This window comes from Rhodoferax sp., from assembly GCF_025354435.1.
Taxonomy (GTDB): domain Bacteria; phylum Pseudomonadota; class Gammaproteobacteria; order Burkholderiales; family Burkholderiaceae_C; genus Rhodoferax_B.
The window spans coordinates 1-13,184 of the sequence record NZ_JANXMU010000047.1 but is presented as its reverse complement, the minus strand read 5'-3'; the positions used below and the strand labels follow the sequence as shown (position 1 = coordinate 13,184).

Sequence of the window (13,184 nt, the reverse complement as noted above, 5' to 3'; positions counted from 1 at the left end):
CCAGCCGATGCACCCATCAGCCCCGCAACGCAAGCAGCCAGCGCGGCAGCCGATTCAGCACCGCCACCAGCCAGCGCATTTGCCAAGGAAACACGCACACCGCCTGGCGCGTGCGGATGGCGTGGGTGATACATGCCACGGCTTGGGCTTCGGACAACAAAAAGGGTTTGTGGCTGGCATCGCCGCCGTTCAGTGCACGCAATTTGGCGGTATCGATATAGCCGGGCACGATGGCGGTGACGGCGATGCCGAAGGGCTGCAGCGCCATGCGGTAGGTGGCGCACACACTCAGCACGTGGCGCTTGGTGGCGCTGTAGAGCGATGCGCCGGGGTAGTCGTGCAGCAGCCCAGCAATCGACGACACCGCCACCAGCTGGCCCGCGCGCTGGGCCAGCATCTTCTCGGCCGCCCAATCGAATGCGTGGTTCAGGCCGCTGGCATTGGTGCGCAGCATGCGCAGTGTGGTGGCGGCATCCAGCGGGTGGTGGCGGGTGTTGAAGTAAAAGCCCGCGGCCACCACCAGCAGGTCCAGGCCGGGTGCGGCGAAATCCTGGAACACCTAGGCCAGGGCTGGCTGATCGGCAATGTCCAAGGCGTAAGTCTGCAACTGCGGTGGCAGGTCGGCGGGCAGGCACGCCAGGTCGCGACCACACACGGCCACGGTGGCACCCTGCTGCAGGTAGTGGCGGGCCAGCGCCAGGCCAATACCACTGGTGCCGCCCAGGATCAGAACGCGCATGCCTGGGCCCGGTTGTAGCGGTCTACGTTGCGCATGCGGGCCGGGCTGCCAGAGGCGGGGCGCTGCAGCGCCTCCAGGCCGCGCTGGTAGCCGTACTGCCATTGCGCGTCAATGTAGCGCACGTAGGTGGCGTGGTCGGTGGGCAGGGCCAGGGTGATGCGGTTGCGGTGCCAGTCCAGCCGCTTGTGGATTTGCTCCACCGGCAGCGCGGCGGTCACGTCCGAGGTGTCAAACCACACGTCGGCGGGCTGGCCGTTGACCTGGCGCAGGCGCTGGTTGCCGTCCAGCCCCAGCACAGCGCGCCAGGCAGGGATAGAGAAAGTTTGGTCGAACGATTCCTTGAACTCGATCATCACCGCGTCGGCCAGACGGTGGGCCAGCTCGATGGGGAACAGATCGACCACGCCGCCGATGTAGTGCGCGCCCGCAAAACGGTGGCTGGGGAAGTAGTAGAAGTCGGTAATCGACATGCGCGCCGCCTGCTCCAGCGGCAGGGTGGTATCGGTCAGCACGGTGTCGGCCACCGCATGCGCACCCCAGCCGGGGTCGGCAAACGGCGAAGGCATACCCTGGGCCAGGGCCGCAGCGCGCGGTGGGCCAAACACGGTTTGCGCGAACAGCTTGCGGCTGCCACGGGCCTGGCCCACGTCCGCCGGGCCAAACAGCAGTTTGCCGCCAATGGTGACCACGTCCACCTCGGACACCGTGGCCACGAGTGGCAACGGCAAAACGGGCGGCACCTCAAACAGGTAGTCGTGGAACAGGTCGGGCACTACCGGAGCGGGCTGGCGCGACCATTTGCGCCGGGCCGCGCCGAGCAAGGCCTTCGTGATGCTGGCCTGCGGCGCGGGCTGCAGGCTGCCCCAGAACTGGTACATCTGCGGCGAGCTGAGCCAGGCTTTGCGCTGTGCGTCGTCGGGCAGCGCCTGCACCAGCGCCGCCGCAATCGCCCCGCCGCAGGTGGCCAGCAGCACATCGGGTGCCCGGCCCGCATCGCGCGCGGCAGCATATAGCCCCAAGTAGATGCCAAAGCGGAAGCCGCCGCCTGCGAACACCATGCAACGGCGGTATTTGGGTGTCGAATTCATGCGGCTAAGATAACCCAAAGAACTCAGCCAGGCAGTGCATGAAACCAGGGAGCGAAGTAAGCATACGGCAGCGCCTGGTGCATCTGGGCGCGAACGGGCTGGTGTTCTCGCTGTGCTACCTGCTAGCCAATGCGCTGGCGCAGCAGCGCGGCACCACCCGCCACATCGCCCTCGCCTGGGAAGTGCACACCCCCTTCTGGCCGTGGATGGTGCTGCCCTACGCCAGCAGCGGTATCTTGCTGGTAGCCGCTGTATGGCTAGTACCCAACCAGGACGGTTTGCGCGTGCTCAGCCAGCGGCTGCTGCTGGCCACGGTGCTGGCGGCGCTGGTGTTTGTGCTGTGGCCGCTGCAGTTTGGCGGGCAGCGGCCCATGGTGACCGCGCCCCTTCCCGCCGCGCTGTTCCAGGCCCTGGCGTGGGTGGATGCGCCCTACAACCAGTTTCCGTCTCTGCACGTGGCGTACTGCGTGCTGCTGTGGGAACCGCTGCGCGATCGGCTGGCTGCCCCCTGGGCGCGGGCGCTGATGGGTGGATGGCTGGTGCTGACGGCGCTATCCACGCTGTTCACCTACCAGCACCAGGCGCTGGACCTGGTGGGCGGCGCTCTGCTGGGCCTGGCCTGCCTGCGCTGGATTCGGCCCGGGCGCAGCGATCCGCATGTGGCCTTGTACTACCTGCTGGCCGGTGGCGTGGCGGGCGTGGTGGGCAGCGCGCTGTGGCCTGCGGCGCTGACGCTGTACCTGGTGGCCAGCCTGTGGCTGGTGGCCCTGGCCTACGCGCGCGGCGACCGGCATTTTTTGCACAAAACCCAGGGCCGCTACCCCTGGTGGGTAGCGACCCAGCTCCACGACATCTTGCACGGTGTAGTCAAAGGCCACCGACAGGTCTTGCGGCAGCAGCGCGCGGCGGCGGGCCAGGGCCTGGGCGGGGTAGCTGTCTAGCCGCTGGTTTTGCAAAAACACTTGGCCCTGGCTGGCCTTGCGCTGGCCGCACAGCAGCGACAACAGCGTGGACTTGCCTGCGCCGTTGGGCCCCAGGATGGCGGTGAACGCGCCTGTGGCGAAGCGCGCGGTGAGCGCATGCAACAGCGTAGCCCCGCCGACCACGCAGGACACGGCCTGCGCTTCCAAGTAATAGGTCATACCCGTCCTTTGAACTGGCGCAACAGCACCAGGAAAAATGGCACGCCGACCAAGGCGGTCAGCACGCCGAGCGGCAATTCAGCCGGTTGCACTGCCGTGCGGGCCACGCTGTCGGCCAGCAGCACCAGGGCCGCACCCAGCATGGCGGAGCCAGGTAGCACCACGCGGTGGTCCGGCCCGGCAACCAGGCGCACGCAGTGCGGGGCCAACAGGCCTACGAAGCCGATCATGCCGGTGGTGGCGGTCACCGCGCCCACGGCCAGCGCGGTGACACCGATGGCCAGGCGCTTGGTGCGCTCCACATCCACGCCCAGCAGCACCGCTTGCGCCTCGCCCAATGCAATAGCATTTAAGGGTCTAGCGCAGGTAGCGCCTGCACAAGCAGCTATTAAAACGATAGTACAGACCAAAATCACGGCGCTCCAGCGTGCGCCGCCCAGGCTGCCCAGTAGCCAGAACTGCAGGCTGCGCAACTGCTCGTCGCTGGCCAGAAAGCTCAAACCACCCAGCCCGGCCCCGGCCAGCGCGTTGATGGCTACACCGGCCAGCAGCATCAGCCCCACGCGGGTGCCGTCGTCCGACTGGGCCAGCATGTAGATCAGCGCCGTGACCGACAGGCTGCCCGCAAAGGCCGTCGCCACCAGGGTCCAGCTGCCCAGGCTGCGCGGCAGATCGGGAAAGTAGCGGCTGCCCAGCACGATGGTGATGCCCGCCGCCAGCGCCGCGCCGCTGCTCACGCCAATCAAACCGGGGTCGGCCAACGGATTGCGGAACAGGCCCTGCATCAGCGCCCCCGACAGGCCCAGCCCCGCGCCCGCCGCCAGACCCAGAAACAGGCGCGGCAGGCGGATGTTGAGGAACACGAGCTGCTCCGGCGAGCCGTCCAACCCGCCGCTGACCAGCGCCCACAGCGTCCTCAGAATGTCGCCCACGCTGATGCCATACGCCCCGCGCGCGCTGGCGTTGAGCAGGCTGAGCAGCACCGGGGCGCTGCCCAGCAGCAGCACGTGGGTGCTGGACATGCGGCGGGCGGGCAGGCTCATGCCTTGAGCACCAGCTTCTGGTGCAGGCTGCGCACGGTGGCGGGCAGGCGCGGGCCAAAGCCCAGCAGCTCCAGCGCATCCAGGTGCACCAGGGCCTTGGTTTTGAAGGCGGGGGTCAGGGCCAGCTCGGGGCGGCTCCAGAACATGGCCAGCCCGCCCTGGGCATCGATGCCCTGGGTGGTGGTGAGGACCAGGTCGGGGGCGGCGGCGGCCATGGCCTCTGCCGTCATGGGGCGGTAGCCGTTGAACCCAGTCATTACGTTCTGCGCACCCACCAGCTGCAGCATGGCATGGGCGGCGGTTTTTTCGCCTGCGACTTGCACGGTGGCGCTGTGCGACAGGATGAACAGCACGCGCGGCTTGCGGCCTTTGAATCGGGCCACCTGGTTCTGCACGCGTGCCCAGTCCGCATCCAGCGTGGCCTGCAAGGCACGGGCCTGGGCCTCACGCCCGGCACCGCGCCCCACGGCCTGCAGCTTGCGCTGCACTTCGGCCCAGCTGTGGTCGGAGTCGATGAGCTCCACCTTGACCCCGGCGCTGCGCAATTGGTCTAGCACCACGGGCGGCCCGGCCTCGGTAGTGGCGATTACCGCGTCGGGTTTGAGCGCCAACAGGCCCTCGGCCGACAAGGTGCGCATATAGCCCACCTTGGGCGTGCTTTGCGCCGCCAGCGGGTACAGGCTGGTGGTGTCGGTGCCGACCAGTTGCGCCTCAGCGCCCAGGGCGTAGACGCATTCGGTGAGTGCGCCGCCGACCGTCACCAGCCTCGGCAGCTTCTGCGCATGGGCCAGCATGGGTGCCGGTGCCGCCCAGCCCAACACCGTGCGGCGGCGCGGAAAAAGCACCGGGCTCATGCGGGCACGGGCTCCAGCGTGGGCAACCCGGCCACCAACTCGCGCCAGCTTGGCAGCTCGGGCTGGCCGGGTTTGCGCGCGCCGAAGAACATGGCCATCAGCTCGCCTGCGTGGTCAAACACTTCCACCGAGGTGACCACGCCGTCGGCGGTGGGTTTCTGCACGCGCCAGACGTGGGCAATGGAGTCCTCGCGCAGGTGCAGGTTGAACGTGGGGTCGATCACGTTGAGCCACTGGACCCCGCGGATGTCCATGGGCTCGATGCGTTTGACCGGGCCGGTATGGATCTGGATGCAGCCCCGGCTACCCACGAAGACCATGATGGGCACGCCGTCAAACGATGCCGATTGCAGCAGCTTGCGCGGTGCCATGGTGGAGAGGCTGTGGGTAAACCGGCCCTGCACCAGGCGCAGGCTTTGCTGGCGCTCGGCACCAAATTTTTTGAGCATGCCAAAGAACTCATGCGTGTCTTGCAGCGCAGCCCAGGCATCCCCCAGGCCCGCCACGTCGATCGCGGCATCGGGCTGGGGTGCGGGTGTGGGCACGGCGGGGCTGGTGGCCGACGTAAAGCGCTGCACCACAGCGTCGAAGGCCGCGCGGTCGGTGGCATCCCGCTGGAAGATCTTGTGCACGGCCAGGCCGTGGGCATCGAAGAACTGCAGGCTGACATTCGGGCGGTTCTGCGGATTGGCGGCCAGCTCGGTGACAGCAAATCCGGCATGCCATTGGCTAAAAAACAGGCGCAGGTCGATGTCTTCGCCCAGCGCCAGCCCCATCTGGCCCATGGCAGAAAGCTTGGTGTAGACACCGGTTTTTTCGTGCACGGTGCTCTCGTTGCGGGTCAGGCCCATCAGCGGGCCGCAGGGCTCCAGGGCCTTGAGTAAGTCAATCCACGGGCCGCTAAGGGCAATGGCTTTGGGCGGGTAGGCGTGTGCACCGCAGTGGGCGGCCACGGCAGCACCTTCGTTGCTGCCGATGGACTCTGCGGCTTCTTTGGCGCGTTTTCCGCTAGCGCGGGCGGCGGCAAAGGCTGCGCGCAGGTCTTCGGGGGTGGCGAATAAAAGGGTCATTGGACGGTCTCAGGGGTGGTGTGCCACAGCGGGGTGGCAGCGGGCAGGTCAATGTGCTCGGAAACGGTACGTGCCGGATGGGTTTGCTGCAGCCAGCGGGTGTGCAGGTTCCAGAGCAGGGTTTTGAAGTCGGGCGAGAGCATGGGGTGCTCGGACAGGTGGAGCAGGTTCTGCACGACTTTTTGCGCCATCTGGGTGCGGTGGTCGTCGCAACAGCCTTGCACGTAGCCGGTCATCAGCGCCAGCGAGCTGGCCAGCAGGGCCTCGGCACAGGGCATGGCGTACTCCTCGTCAGAGGTGATGTGGTCAGTGGGGCGGGTCATGGGGTTCCTCCGGGTTAGAAATCAGCTACCAATGAAACTTGCAGGCTACGGCCAGGCTGGCTGAATGCGTCGATCACGGCCACCTGGCTGGCGGTGGCGGCGCGCACGTCGCTCCAGTTCCAGTACTTTTTGTTGGTCAGGTTGGCCACGCTGGCGTTCAGGCGCAGGTCTTTGCGGATGCGCCACTGGCCGCCCACGTCCAGCGTGGTGGCGGCCGGGGTGACGAACAGGGCCGCATTGGTGTCGCTCTGTTTTTTGGCCGCGTGGTGGGCCAGGTCCAGCCGCAGGTCCCAGGTGCCGGTGGCGTACTGCAAGCCAGCGCGGATCTTGGCGGGGTCGATGGAGTCCAGCGGCTTGCCGGTGTCGCTGTCTTTGCCGCGTGCATAGCCGTAGTTGAACGGCGTGGTGAGCTGCCCGCCTGCGACCCGTCCCCAGTCCCAACTGCCCTTGACCTCGAAGCCGCTGATACGGGCGTTACCCACGTTGATGGACTGGAACACCGTGGGATTGGCCGCCGTGCCTGCGCCGCCCACCTGCACCGAATCTTCGATCAAGTCCTTGAACCGGCCGGTGAAGGCGGCCACGTCCAGCGTGAGTGCGTCCAGGCGGCCGCGGGCACCGATTTCGAAGTTCTGGCTTTTCTCGGGCTTGAGGTTGGGGTTGGGAATGGTTTTGTAGAACTGGGTGACGTTCTCAAAAAATGCATTCACCTGGCCTGCGTTGGGCGCTTTGAAGCCGGAGGCGACGTTGCCAAACACGCTCCACTGCGGCGTGGCGCGGTACAACACACCCAGCTTGGGTGACACAGCCGAATCGGACAGCGACACCGCCGTGGCAGCAAAGCCCGCCTGGCTTGCGTCGATCTTGAAGCGGTCCAGCCGCAGGCCGGGGGTGATGCTCCAGTCGCCCAGCACGGCTTCGTCTTGCAGGTACAGCGCAGCGCTGGATTCGATGGTGTCGGGGAAGCGTTTGAGCGGGAAGGTTTCGCCTGCGGGCGGGGTCACCCCGGTGCCCAGGGTCTGGATGCTGGCGCGGGTGTAGTCCACGCCGTAGGTCAGCTTGTGCGCGGTGTCACCGCCCAGGCGCAGGGTTTTGTTAGCCTGCAGGCCGAGCTGCCAGGTGTCTTCGTCATAGGTGGTGTTGCGCACCCGGTCGGCGGCGGTGTTGCGGTCCTCGGTGGCGATTTCTCGGGAAGCTGCAGACTGGTAGCTGAGTACTGTTTGCAGGCTGTCGGCCAGGGCGGCCCCCAGCTGGTAGCGTGCGTCCCAGGTCAGACGGTCGCGCTGCAGGGTGGTGTTGGCAGTAGAGCCGAGCGTGGAGGTGGATGCCGTGGCGGCCACGGCCACGGCGGACAGCAGGTTGTAGTCAGCCTTCTTTTCCACATGCTCGAAGGTCAGCACGTGCTTTTGGTCGGCGTTGGGGCGCACCACCAGCTTGCCCAACAAGGAAGTGCCGCGGTCCGTCTCGGGATTGGGCGTGGTGCGGGTGGTGTTGGCCGCGTCGTTGCTGCCCATATTCTTCAAAGCATCGGAACGGCTGGCATTGACACCGATCAGCCATTCCACGGTGTCGCTGGCCCGGCCTGCTAGTGTGGTGCCGACGGACATACCCTTGTCATCGCTGCTGGCCGATACCGCGGCCCGGCCGCCAAAGGTTTTGCCGTTGGTCAAAAAGTCGGATGGCTCGTAGGTGATGAAGTTGACCAACCCGGCCACACCGTCGGACCCGTAGAGCACCGACACCGGGCCACGCACCACCTCCACCCGTTTGACCAGGCCGATGTCAAAGTAGTCGCGGCCAAAGGCGTTGGCGCTGAACACGTAGCTGCGCGGCATGCGAATGCCGTCCTCCAACATCAGCACCCGGTTGCCCTCCAGCCCGCGGATGTTGAAGCCCGCATTGCCATCGCGCCCAGTATTGCCCGAGGCCAGGGTGAACCGGGCCGGAGCGCGCTTCACCGACACATTGGGCAGGTCTTTGGCCAGGTCGCGGATGTCGTGGATCTGCTTGCTTTCGAGGTCTTACGGGCCGATCACGTCGATGCTCATGGGCAGCTCATCGGGGTCTTGCGCGCTACGCGAGCCGCTGACCACTACCTCGCGCAGGCTGGTGGCCGCTGCCACCTGGACCGATTGGGCTTGCGCCGACAAGGCTGCGCCCATGGAGAGGCCAATCAGCCAGACGAGTTCGCGCAGAGTAAAGGGAGAAGAGGAAGAAACAGAGGAAGCAAAAGCCACGGTGAAACCTGACAACAGTTGAAAAAGGTCAACGGCTGGCTGGTGGCGGGCGCAGGCGGCTGGTTTTAAGCGCTGCACGGGCCGGGGTGGCTAGCTGGGATAGGGGTTTACTATATGCGAATAATTCTCATTTATCAAAAACCGGACCGTTCGTGCGCCAGTGAATGGCTACTGAAACTATGGCATAAATACAAATCAACTATCAAACTACTATATTTAATAGTTTATAATCTAGCCCTGCAGCCAATGCATACCGCATCCAGCCACTCATGTTTTTATAGGAAACCACCATGTCCCTGATCAATAGCCAAGTCCAGCCTTTCAAGACCCAAGCCTTCCACAACGGCAAGTTTGTCGAAGTCAGCGATCAAACCCTGAAGGGCAAGTGGTCGGTACTGATCTTTATGCCAGCCGCTTTCACCTTCAACTGCCCCACTGAAATCGAAGACGCTGCCGAGAACTACGAAGCATTCCAGAAGATGGGCGCCGAGGTCTACATCGTCACCACCGACACCCATTTCTCGCACAAGGTGTGGCACGAGACTTCGCCTGCAGTCGGCAAGGCCAAGTTCCCCCTGGTTGGCGACCCAACCCACACCCTGACCAACGCTTTCGGCGTGCACATCCCTGAAGAAGGCCTGGCACTGCGTGGCACCTTCATCATCAACCCCGAGCTAGTGATCAAGACGGCCGAAATCCACTCCAACGAAATCGCCCGCGATGTCAAGGAAACCGTGCGCAAGCTGAGGGGTGCCCAGTACACCGCCGCCCACCCAGGTGAAGTTTGCCCTGCCAAGTGGAACGAAGGCGCTGCCACCTTGACCCCATCTTTGGACCTGGTCGGCAAGATCTAAATCTGTAGAAATAAACCCGCCGCTGGCTCACGAGGTTGGTGGCGGGTATCGAAGAGTTAAACGAATAGGAATACACCATGTTGGACGACAGCCTCAAAGCACAATTGAAAAGTTACCTGGAGCGGGTCACAAAGCCGTTCGAGATCGTGGCATCGCTGGACGACAGCAAAGCTGCCCTTGAAATGCGCGGCCTGCTGGAGGATGTGATTGCGTTGTCCGACAAAATTACCCTGAAGATCGATGGCACGGACGCACGCAAGCCGTCGTTCAGCCTGAACCGCAAAAGCTCTGACATAGCAAGCGATATGAGCCTGCGTTTCGCAGCCATCCCCATGGGCCATGAATTCACCTCGCTGGTGCTGGCCCTGCTATGGACGGGCGGCCACCCACCCAAGGTGGAAGCCGACGTGATCGACAGCATCAAGGCGCTGGATGGCGAGTTCAATTTCGAGGTCTACATGTCCCTCAGCTGCCACAACTGCCCCGACGTGGTGCAGGCGCTGACGCTGATGTCGGTACTCAACCCCCAAATCAAGACCGTCATCGTGGATGGGGCGCTGTACCAAGACGAGGTCAATGCCCGCGAAGTGATGGCCGTGCCCAGCATCTACCTGAACGGCAGCCATTTCGGCTCAGGCCGTATGACGGTAGAAGAAATCGTGACCAAGCTCGACACCGGCGCAGCCGACAAAGACGCGGCCCGGCTCTCAGCCAAAGACCCGTATGACGTGCTGGTGGTCGGCGGTGGCCCCGCAGGCGCGGCCGCCGCGGTGTACGCCGCACGCAAAGGCATCCGCACCGGTATTGCCGCCGAGCGCTTTGGCGGCCAGGTGAACGACACCATGGCCATCGAGAACTTCATCTCGGTGCTGGAAACCGACGGCCCCAAGTTCGCCATGGGCCTGGACGCGCATGTGAAAGCCTACGGCGTGGACGTGATGAACCTGCAACGCGGCGACAAGCTGATCCCGGCGGCGACACCCGGCGGCCTGGTCGAGGTGCAATTGGCCAACGGTGGCTCACTGAAATCCAGGACCGTGATCGTCACCACCGGCGCGCGCTGGCGCAATGTCAACGTGCCCGGCGAACAAGAATACAAAAACAAGGGCGTGGCCTACTGCCCGCACTGCGACGGCCCGCTGTTCAAGGGCAAGCGCGTGGCCGTGATCGGCGGCGGCAACTCGGGTGTCGAGGCGGCCATCGACCTGGCCGGGCTGGTGGCGCATGTGACCTTGATCGAGTTTGGCGACGCGCTGCGTGCCGATGCCGTGCTGGTCAAAAAGCTGCACAGCCTGCCCAATGTGACCGTGCATGTGTCGGCGCAGACCACCGAGCTGACCGGCGACGGCAGCAAGCTCAATGGCCTGACCTACACCGACCGCAGCACCAGCCAGAGCCACCATGTGGAGCTGGAAGGCTGCTTCGTGCAAATCGGCCTGGTGCCCAACACCGAATGGCTCAAGGGCACGATAGAGCTGAGCAAGCACGGCGAAATCATCGTCGACAACCGCGGCCAGACCTCGGTGCCCGGTGTGTTCGCCGCGGGCGACGCCACCACCGTGCCCTTCAAGCAAATCATCATCGCGGCAGGCGATGGAGCCAAAGCCGCACTCGGTGCCTTCGACCACCTGATCCGCAGCGCTGGTTGAACACCCCCAGGCTACAGCGCAAGCGCTTTTCGCCAACCCCCTTGCAGGGGGCAACACCAGCGGCCTGGCAAAGCCAGTTCCGCGGTGTTTCTGGAACAGACAGCTCGCGTTTATGCGCCCGGCGTAAGTTCCACCAGTGGGGTAATCAATACGGCAATTGAAAGCCGTTGCGACCGGCGTTGATGCGGATGGCGGTAGGCTTGCCGTCCAACTTCTGGGCCGACAGCGATACGCTGGCCCCGGCCACCAGCAGGCTGCGGTCTCCCGGGCGGAAGGTGACGATGGGCGCATCAGCGGGCACCACGATGGCCCGCGCACCGTCCTTGTACTTCAGTTGCAGCGTGCGTCCCGTGGGCGAAGCCACCACATCGGCCACCGTGGCATTGGTCATGGTGCTTTGCGGCTGCAGGTCAAACGGGCGGTGGCCTTCGCCTGCACCGCGGGCAGATTCGGGGAACACCGTGACCGCAATCGCCCGCTCGCTGCCATCGGCTTGCGGCATGGCGGCGGTGCCGATAAAGCTGCCGGGCTGGATGTCGGCCAGCGCAATTGGATACACCTCGGACACCACCAGATTCGCAGGCAGGGCCAGCGCCACCACCTCACCGCCACGGACCTGCACAGTCAGCGTGTCGGCAGTCACGCTTTGCACCGTGCCACGCAGGCGCAGCGTAGGCGATGCCGTCTGGGCCGCGCACAGATTGGCCGCCAAAAGCAAGGCCAGAGCCGCGGTGCGGCGTGTCATCAAGGTCATGGGAAATAGCTTCGGCAGAGTGGAGCCGCCAGTCTATCGGCGCGGTGTAAAGCCAACCCATCAGAGGGCTTCTCGCTGCTCCATCAGCCGCTGCAGGGTGCGCTGCAGCACCCGGGCATCGCTGCTGGCGCGGTGGCGCTGCAAGCCCAGCTCGCCGCTGACCTGCTGCTTCACGTCGTGCCAACGCGCGGCCTCGTCTTCGCTGAGCAAGGAGCGCAGGTTTTCCAGCTTGAAATACGGGCTCAGGTCCACCGCCTCGAACAAGGCACCGATCCAGGTGAAGTCATTCGCCCAGCCGTCGGAGTACACGGTTTGGCCGCGCAGATGGGTGTTGAGCAGGTGCGGCACGTCCAGCGCCGATTTGCCCACTTTCTCGGTCAGCGCGCGACTGATGCGGTGCAGCTTCTCGGCCTCGGGGTCCCAGTGCACCCACTCGGGTTCAGGCCGGATCAGGGTGCAAAACGTCTTGCCGTTTGGCAGCACGCAACCCACTTCGATCGGGTAACTGCGCCGACCAAAGCCCGAGGCCTCGATGTCGAGCACGGCGGGCATGGTAGTTGTTACAAGCATGTAAGCACTTTACAGGGGCAACGCGTTCGGTCAATGCTTTTCGCCCCTTGCGAATGCCCATCACGCGTGTTCGCACTCAGACCAAAAAGATGGGGGTATCACTCCTGGTTTTTTGATTTAGCGGGCTGCGTCGCCGACAATGCCTAGTGACGTAATCCTGCGACCACCATTCAAAAAAAGGACGGCCACCATGAAGGGCGACATCCAAGTCATCGCGCATCTGCAAGCGCAACTCAAAAACGAGCTCACCGCCATCAACCAGTACTTCCTGCACTACCGCATGTACAAGCACTGGGGCCTGGACAAGCTGGCGAAGAAAGAATACGAGGAATCCATCGGCGAAATGAAGCATGCCGACAAGCTGATGGACCGCATCTTCACGCTGGATGGCCTGCCCAACCTGCAAGACCTGGCCAAGATTTTGGTGGGTGAAGACGTGCCCGAATGCCTGGCCTGCGACCTGAAAGCCGAGCAAGGTGCCCAAGCCACCATCAAGGACGGCATCGCCCACTGCGAAAGCGTGCGCGACTACGTCTCGCGCGACCTGCTGCAAGGCATTCTGGACGACACCGAAGAGCACATCGACTTCCTGGAAACCCAGATCGACCTGGTGGGCAAGGTCGGCATCCAGAACTACCTGCAAAGCCAGATGGGCGAATTGAGCTGAGCCGCCCTTCGGGGCGGACCATAAAACGGGTTTCGGCCCAGCATAAACGGGCCTTTGAGCCCGTTTTTTTATTGCCGCTCCTTAGGCGCATGAACTTGCGGAAACGTGACCACGCATGCACAAGCTCGAAAACTACCCACCCCGTATCGCGAATCATTCTCATTCATGGTAAACTTCCGGTAAATTTACGAGCC

12 protein-coding genes and 3 pseudogenes are annotated in these 13,184 nt (G+C 64.3%); 4 read left to right on the top strand and 11 right to left on the bottom strand.

Going from position 1 to position 13,184, the window contains the following annotated elements; all coding sequences use genetic code 11:
• Nucleotides 1-16: 16 nt before the first annotated feature.
• Nucleotides 17-739: pseudogene (locus Q0T48_RS12535) on the bottom strand (SDR family NAD(P)-dependent oxidoreductase).
• Nucleotides 727-1,827, bottom strand: a complete 1,101-nt coding sequence (locus Q0T48_RS12530) for a patatin-like phospholipase family protein (protein WP_295956829.1) — start codon at nucleotides 1,825-1,827, stop codon at nucleotides 727-729. Before Q0T48_RS12530 ends, Q0T48_RS12535 begins: the two are co-directional and overlap by 13 nt.
• Nucleotides 1,828-1,865: 38 nt before the next feature.
• On the opposite strand from Q0T48_RS12530, the pseudogene Q0T48_RS12525 reads away from it, so the two are divergent.
• Nucleotides 1,866-2,450, top strand: a pseudogene (locus Q0T48_RS12525) (phosphatase PAP2 family protein); the annotation flags it as partial.
• Here Q0T48_RS12525 and Q0T48_RS12520 read toward each other — a convergent pair.
• The 7 genes and pseudogenes from Q0T48_RS12520 to Q0T48_RS12490 all read right to left on the bottom strand — a co-directional run bounded on the left by Q0T48_RS12520 (nucleotide 2,379) and on the right by Q0T48_RS12490 (nucleotide 8,496).
• Entirely contained in the window at nucleotides 2,379-2,969 is a 591-nt protein-coding gene (locus Q0T48_RS12520) for an ATP-binding cassette domain-containing protein (protein WP_295956828.1), read from the bottom strand. The pseudogene Q0T48_RS12525 and the gene Q0T48_RS12520 sit on opposite strands and share 72 nt — an antisense overlap.
• Entirely contained in the window at nucleotides 2,966-4,012 is a 1,047-nt protein-coding gene (locus Q0T48_RS12515; RefSeq protein ID WP_295956827.1) for an iron ABC transporter permease, read from the bottom strand. Before Q0T48_RS12515 ends, Q0T48_RS12520 begins: the two co-directional genes overlap by 4 nt.
• Complete coding sequence (locus Q0T48_RS12510; RefSeq protein WP_295956869.1) at nucleotides 4,009-4,806, bottom strand: ABC transporter substrate-binding protein; 798 nt, start codon at nucleotides 4,804-4,806, stop codon at nucleotides 4,009-4,011. Before Q0T48_RS12510 ends, Q0T48_RS12515 begins: the two co-directional genes overlap by 4 nt.
• A 56-nt stretch (nucleotides 4,807-4,862) precedes the next feature.
• Nucleotides 4,863-5,936 (bottom strand): ChuX/HutX family heme-like substrate-binding protein, encoded by a 1,074-nt coding sequence (locus Q0T48_RS12505; RefSeq protein ID WP_295956826.1) that lies wholly within the window; start codon nucleotides 5,934-5,936, stop codon nucleotides 4,863-4,865.
• Nucleotides 5,933-6,259: a hypothetical protein gene (locus Q0T48_RS12500; protein WP_295956825.1), complete on the bottom strand. Its 327-nt coding sequence runs from the start codon at nucleotides 6,257-6,259 to the stop codon at nucleotides 5,933-5,935. The genes Q0T48_RS12505 and Q0T48_RS12500 overlap by 4 nt, the downstream gene beginning before the upstream one ends.
• Before the next feature lie 14 nt (nucleotides 6,260-6,273).
• Nucleotides 6,274-8,268, bottom strand: a pseudogene (locus Q0T48_RS12495) (TonB-dependent hemoglobin/transferrin/lactoferrin family receptor); the annotation flags it as partial.
• A 12-nt stretch (nucleotides 8,269-8,280) separates the two neighbouring features.
• Nucleotides 8,281-8,496, bottom strand: a complete 216-nt coding sequence (locus Q0T48_RS12490; protein ID WP_295956824.1) for a hypothetical protein — start codon at nucleotides 8,494-8,496, stop codon at nucleotides 8,281-8,283.
• Nucleotides 8,497-8,786: 290 nt separating this feature from the next.
• Here Q0T48_RS12490 and ahpC point away from each other — a divergent pair, with 290 nt between their 5' ends.
• Entirely contained in the window at nucleotides 8,787-9,350 is a 564-nt protein-coding gene (gene ahpC / locus Q0T48_RS12485; RefSeq protein WP_295956822.1) for an alkyl hydroperoxide reductase subunit C, read from the top strand.
• A gap of 77 nt (nucleotides 9,351-9,427) precedes the next feature.
• Nucleotides 9,428-10,999, top strand: a complete 1,572-nt coding sequence (gene ahpF / locus Q0T48_RS12480) for an alkyl hydroperoxide reductase subunit F (protein WP_295956820.1) — start codon at nucleotides 9,428-9,430, stop codon at nucleotides 10,997-10,999.
• A gap of 145 nt (nucleotides 11,000-11,144) precedes the next feature.
• Here the strand turns inward: ahpF and Q0T48_RS12475 are convergent, their stop codons facing one another.
• Together Q0T48_RS12475 and Q0T48_RS12470 are read right to left on the bottom strand one after the other, a co-directional pair.
• Complete coding sequence (locus tag Q0T48_RS12475) at nucleotides 11,145-11,753, bottom strand: hypothetical protein (protein ID WP_366887954.1); 609 nt, start codon at nucleotides 11,751-11,753, stop codon at nucleotides 11,145-11,147.
• Nucleotides 11,754-11,813: 60 nt separating this feature from the next.
• Nucleotides 11,814-12,323 carry a hypothetical protein gene (locus Q0T48_RS12470; RefSeq protein WP_295956818.1) on the bottom strand — a complete coding sequence of 170 codons (510 nt, stop codon included), beginning with the start codon at nucleotides 12,321-12,323 and terminating at the stop codon, nucleotides 11,814-11,816.
• Between the two features lie 190 nt (nucleotides 12,324-12,513).
• Here Q0T48_RS12470 and bfr point away from each other — a divergent pair, with 190 nt between their 5' ends.
• Nucleotides 12,514-12,990 carry a bacterioferritin gene (gene bfr, locus Q0T48_RS12465; protein WP_295956816.1) on the top strand — a complete coding sequence of 159 codons (477 nt, stop codon included), beginning with the start codon at nucleotides 12,514-12,516 and terminating at the stop codon, nucleotides 12,988-12,990.
• Nucleotides 12,991-13,184: the final 194 nt, after the last annotated feature.